Source organism: Neisseria sp. 20925_1_37 (assembly GCF_041433255.1).
Classification (GTDB): Bacteria; Pseudomonadota; Gammaproteobacteria; order Burkholderiales; family Neisseriaceae; genus Neisseria; species Neisseria flavescens_D.
In genome coordinates this window covers 1-4,653 of record NZ_JAPWBC010000025.1, presented here as the reverse complement: position 1 = coordinate 4,653, position 4,653 = coordinate 1, and the positions used below count along the sequence as shown (strand labels likewise).

General features: G+C 49.5%; 4 protein-coding genes and 1 pseudogene. 1 reads left to right on the top strand and 4 read right to left on the bottom strand.

Annotated elements, in window-relative coordinates:
* Both O3661_RS10535 and O3661_RS10530 read right to left on the bottom strand, forming a co-directional pair.
* A pseudogene (locus tag O3661_RS10535) lies at positions 1–479 on the bottom strand (ABC transporter permease); the annotation flags it as partial.
* 133 nt (positions 480–612) lie between these two features.
* Positions 613–1,527: an AraC family transcriptional regulator N-terminal domain-containing protein gene (locus O3661_RS10530; RefSeq protein WP_371493386.1), complete on the bottom strand. Its 915-nt coding sequence runs from the start codon at positions 1,525–1,527 to the stop codon at positions 613–615.
* Between the two features lie 85 nt (positions 1,528–1,612).
* On the opposite strand from O3661_RS10530, the gene O3661_RS10525 reads away from it, so the two are divergent.
* The gene (locus O3661_RS10525; protein ID WP_188209199.1) at positions 1,613–2,044 is read left to right on the top strand and encodes an organic hydroperoxide resistance protein; all 432 of its coding nucleotides are present in this window, start codon (positions 1,613–1,615) and stop codon (positions 2,042–2,044) included.
* Between the two features lie 137 nt (positions 2,045–2,181).
* On the opposite strand, the gene O3661_RS10520 is transcribed toward O3661_RS10525, so the two are convergent.
* Both O3661_RS10520 and O3661_RS10515 read right to left on the bottom strand, forming a co-directional pair.
* Entirely contained in the window at positions 2,182–3,159 is a 978-nt protein-coding gene (locus O3661_RS10520) for an ABC transporter substrate-binding protein (RefSeq protein WP_371493385.1), read from the bottom strand.
* 57 nt (positions 3,160–3,216) lie between these two features.
* Positions 3,217–4,653: TonB-dependent receptor domain-containing protein (locus O3661_RS10515; RefSeq protein ID WP_371493384.1), on the bottom strand; the 1,437-nt coding region annotated here is incomplete at its 5' end.

Here is a 4,653-nt window from a genome sequence, read left to right as displayed (position 1 = left end):
ACGCTCGCCATTCCGACCGCCGCACTCGCAAACGTCAGCGGCGCAACCAACACAATGATGGTAAACAATACGCTCGGATTGCCGAAACCGAACCAAAACAACGCCATCACTACCCAAATAATCGGCGGCATCGCCAACAAAACCGTAATCACAGGCTTGAGCAACGCCATCGCCGTCTTAAAACTGCCCGCCACCAGTCCCGCCGCCAATCCCGCCGCCAGCGCAACAGAAATCCCCACCACCGACCGCCACAGCGAAATCCCGATTTCGTTTTCCTGAAAATGTTTCAATAAATCCAATGACTTTTGAAACACCTCCACCGGCGCAGGCAGCATAAACTCGCCGAACACGGCGCTTCCCCACGCCCACAACGCCACCACCACCATCGCCACGCTCAGACCGGCAAAGCCGCTCCAAAGGTAGTCGATGATGTAAAACACCGCAGGCTGCGGTTTGCGGATTTTGTCGGTTTTAATCATGGTTTGAGTGTTGGTTCATAGTGATGGTTTGGAGATGATAGGCCGTCTGAAAATATTGGTTGGGTTAACTGCTAGCGTAACCCAGCTCAATATCATCTAAAAAACGGTGGGCTGAACTTCCTTGCATTGCTAACTATTTTACCCCTGCTTCCCTTTTTGGCGCATGCCCGAAATAGCGTTTGTATTCACGGCTAAACTGACTGGGCGACTCGTAGCCGACTTGGTAAGCGACTTCAGTAATGCCTCGCCCTTCTTGTGCGATCAATCGTCTGGCTTCCATTAGACGTAAGGATTTTTGATATTGCAGCGGTGAAAGGCTGGTTATCTTCTTAAAATGGCTATGAAAGCCAGATAATGACATACCGCTCAGATTTGCCAAGGTTTCCACGGTGATGGTTTCACTAAAATGTTGTTGCAGATAATGGGTGGCTTGGGCGATTTTTTTGGTGTGCGATCCATTGCTTACCATGGCTTTAAATTTGCCACCTTGCTCGCCTGTAAGGAGTCGATAATAAATTTCTTGTTGGATAAGTGGTGCAAGAAACCCAATATCTTTTGGATTTTCGTGCAAGAGTAATAGACGTTCAACAGCATTCTTGAGAGATTCATCCAAATGCCATTGTGCAAAACCTTCGTCGCCCTGTTGAATATCATCTGCAAGGTTTGGATTTGCTAATAAAATCTTGCTAACGCTTTCAATATCAATTTTCATCGACATCACTAAAAACGGCTTTTTCGGCTCGGCATATTTAATTTCGCCGCGCATCGGCACATTGACAGGGCAGAACATAAAGTGTTGATTGTCAAAACGGTAGCATTGTTCGCCTAGTTGTATTTCACGTTCCCCACTTAACACGATGCAAATGCTCGGTTCTTGAATAATACCCTCGTAGCAAAACGGCTGATCGGCATGGCGAATCACCAAGCCTTTAATTGGAGATGAATAGGTTTCGTTATGTGGAATAACTTTTAATAAGCGTTCTATCGTTTCAGTTGAGAACATGGTTTTGTAGGAATAGGCAAGTAATTTGGATAAATCATATAACACTTCATATTGCTGTTCAATATAATGAACTCACTTTCAACGGCAGTACGCCAAAACATTTAACCAATATTGAATTGAGGACAATATTATGAAAATTTTCTACAAAACTTCAGCAACAGCAACCGGCGGACGTGATGGTCGTACCCAAGTAGACGACGGTTCAATCGGCTTTGATTTGGTTTCATTCCAAAATGAAAGCGGTAAACATGGCACTAACCCTGAACAACTTTTCGCTATGGGTTACGCGGCTTGTTTTGACAGCGCAATGAACCATATAGCCCCTACTCTTGGTTTGAAACCTACTAAATCTTCCACGACTGTCGGTGTGGGTATCGGTCAAAAACCAGATGGTGCATTCGGTTTGGATTTGGATATCACGATTACCGTAGCAGGTTTAACTGAAGATGAGGCGCGTAAATTGATTACTCGTGCTCACGAAGTTTGCCCTTACTCTAACGCTACTCGTGGCAATGTCGAGGTTCGTTTACATGTGAACGTAATCCAATCGTTTGATTTGTAATTTATTTAAAAACAAAAGCCGTCTGAAAGATTGATTTCAGACGGCTGTTTGTATGCCGATCTGATTATTGCCTTATAGCCCATTTGAAAAATGATAAATCAGGTATTCCCCTTTTTTTCAGACGGCCTTTCCCCCTTTTAAGCTAAGAAGAACCCGTTATCAGGCAGCTTGCCGCCCAAAAGTTTCGGGTTGAACTGCATCAGGATTTCGTAAAACTTCAAAATCTCGTTCTTCACTTCGCTGCCTTTGGTTACCGTCAGCCGCGCGCCGTCCAAGCCCATGACTAGGGCGGGTTCGGGGGCGGGGAGGTAGTTTTTGCCGATTTTCGCCGCGCTCTGACGGTTGGCGAGTATCCAGTTGAGCGCGTTTTTCAAATCCTGATGGAAGATGTCGAACTGTGCCTTGTGTGCGTGGAAATATTCTTCGTTGGCGATGATGCCTGCCATCGGAATCAGCGGTTTGGTGTCAAACGCTTGTCCCCATGCTTTCACCAAATCAAATCCGCGCACGACGTTTACGCCCATGGTTTTGCCTTTAAGTAGGCTGGCGGTTGCCATCGGTTCGGGCAGGATGGCGGCGTGGTAGTCCTTGCTCAAAAACAGTCCCACCGCTTCGGGCGGCGTGGCGGTGTAAGTGATGCCGACTTTGTACGCGTCGATTTTCAGTTTTTTCAACAAGGCTTGCAGCACGATGTCGGGCATGTCGTTTTTAAACGGCACAAGGATTTTTTTGCCGACCAAATCCTGCGGCGAGGTAATCGCGCTGCCTTTGCACATCAGCTGCGTGATGCCGTTGGTCAAAATATTCACCATGCCGACTTTTTGCCCTTGGTTACGCAGGTTTACGCCGACATTGCTCGGACTCATCATTACTTTAAATTGTCCGCTTGCTACACCTGCGCGCAGTTGGTCGGGCGAACGCCAGATTTTCAGCGATACATCCGCCTGCTTCGCCAGCTTGCCTTGCAACGCCGCTACGGCAATGGTTACGCTGGGCATTGCCGGTGCGCCGTACACGGTAAATTGTTCTTTACCGGCTGCCAACAATGAAGGCGAAACGCCTGCGGCTGCCAGCGCGGCGGTCATTTTTAAGAAATCACGTCTTTTCATATCCATTTTTTATCTCCTAATTCTTAATAAGCCAATGCAGGCATTCTTTCAGACGGCCTGATTTTAAAAAGCCGCATGCAAACTCAACCAATACGTCCTGCCCGGTGCATACACCACGCTGGGCGACAGGGCGAGGACGTGGTCGCCGCTGATGTATTCGGCGTATTTTTTGTTGAACACGTTGTTCACGCCCAAGCGCAAGCCGTATTTGTCTTTGAAGTTTACGCCTGCGTACACGTCGGCAACGGTAAAGCCTTTGGCGGCTTCGCGTTTGTCTATGCCCAGACCGCTTGCCATATCAAAATCGCCGCGCGTTTGTTTGGCGACAAAGCGTGTCGCCGCGCCGATGTTGTAGCTGCCGTGGGCAAAGTAGTTTTTGTAGTCGGCTTGGACGGCGGCTTCAAACGGACGGATTTGATAGAGCGGCCTGCCGTCGGTTTCGTTGTGCCCGTAGTTGTAGGTGGCTTTGATGCCTGCCGCCCAATGCGGATTGAAGTTGTAACGCGCGTAGGCCTGCGCGGTAAATAATCGTGCGTCCACGTTGCGTGTGATGATGCCGCCGCCTTTGGAAGCTGTGCCGCTTTGTCCGTGTGCTCGGTCAAAAATAATCAGGTCTTTGACTTTGTCCGCCACAAGCGTGCCGCCTACGTTCCAGCCCGCGCCTGCGAGCGAGTTCATATAGCCGTTGTAGTAGTCGTTGCGGCTGTCGGCGGTGAGCTTGATGCGGTTGTGTTTTTCGGTTTTCAGCAGGGGATTGCCTGCGATGGCGGCGGCCGGGTTTTTGTTCATCAACGCGCCGTTCATGCGGTTTTGCACGATGGCGGCAAGCGAGTTGAAGCGTTCGGTGTTGTCGCCGATTCGTTCTAAGTGAGCAAGGGAAACGCTGTATTTTTGAGTTTCAGACGGCATGAAATCGTATTTGAGTTCGCCTGAGAAGGCATGACGGCGCACTTTGCCGTCGAAGTCGTAGCCGTAATGAGTTTTCCAGATTTGTTGTGATGAGGCGAAGGCAAGGTTGCGGTTTATCGGATGGGCAGGCTGCGCCGTATTTTTGCGTACGTCCGCTTCGTTGATTTCGTAGCTTAAGCCCAAGCCCAGTTTGTGTCGGTCGTCAAACTTGTAAGACAAGGTATCGGCAATGCGCCAGCGGTCGATATGCACATCGGCGAAACGGTAGCCGTTGAGGAAATCACGCATGGCGGTGTGGGCGTTGCGTTCGCCGTTTTGGCTGTCGTTGCGGTAGCTGACGGCGGCGGTGTTGTGGAATTTGCTGAAGTCCGCATCGTGTTTGAGCGAGAAGTCGTACACTTTTCGGTCAAGCTCTACGAATACTTGCTGCGGTGTGTTGTTTGGGCGCAGGGAGTAATTGTCGGCATGGCGTTTGAGTTTGATGATGCCTGCTTCTGCGCTGACCGTATTGCTCAAATCGGCATTGCCCCAACGCGCGTTGAGTTTGGCGATGTGTCGTTCGGTATCCAATGCGTCGTTGACGAACTGCGG

Coding starts and splice junctions, on each gene's coding strand:
- O3661_RS10525 (WP_188209199.1), top strand. CDS start 1,613: ATGAAAATTTTCTACAAAACTTCAGCAACAGCAACCGGCGGACGTGAT.
- O3661_RS10520 (WP_371493385.1), bottom strand. CDS start 3,159: ATGGATATGAAAAGACGTGATTTCTTAAAAATGACCGCCGCGCTGGCA.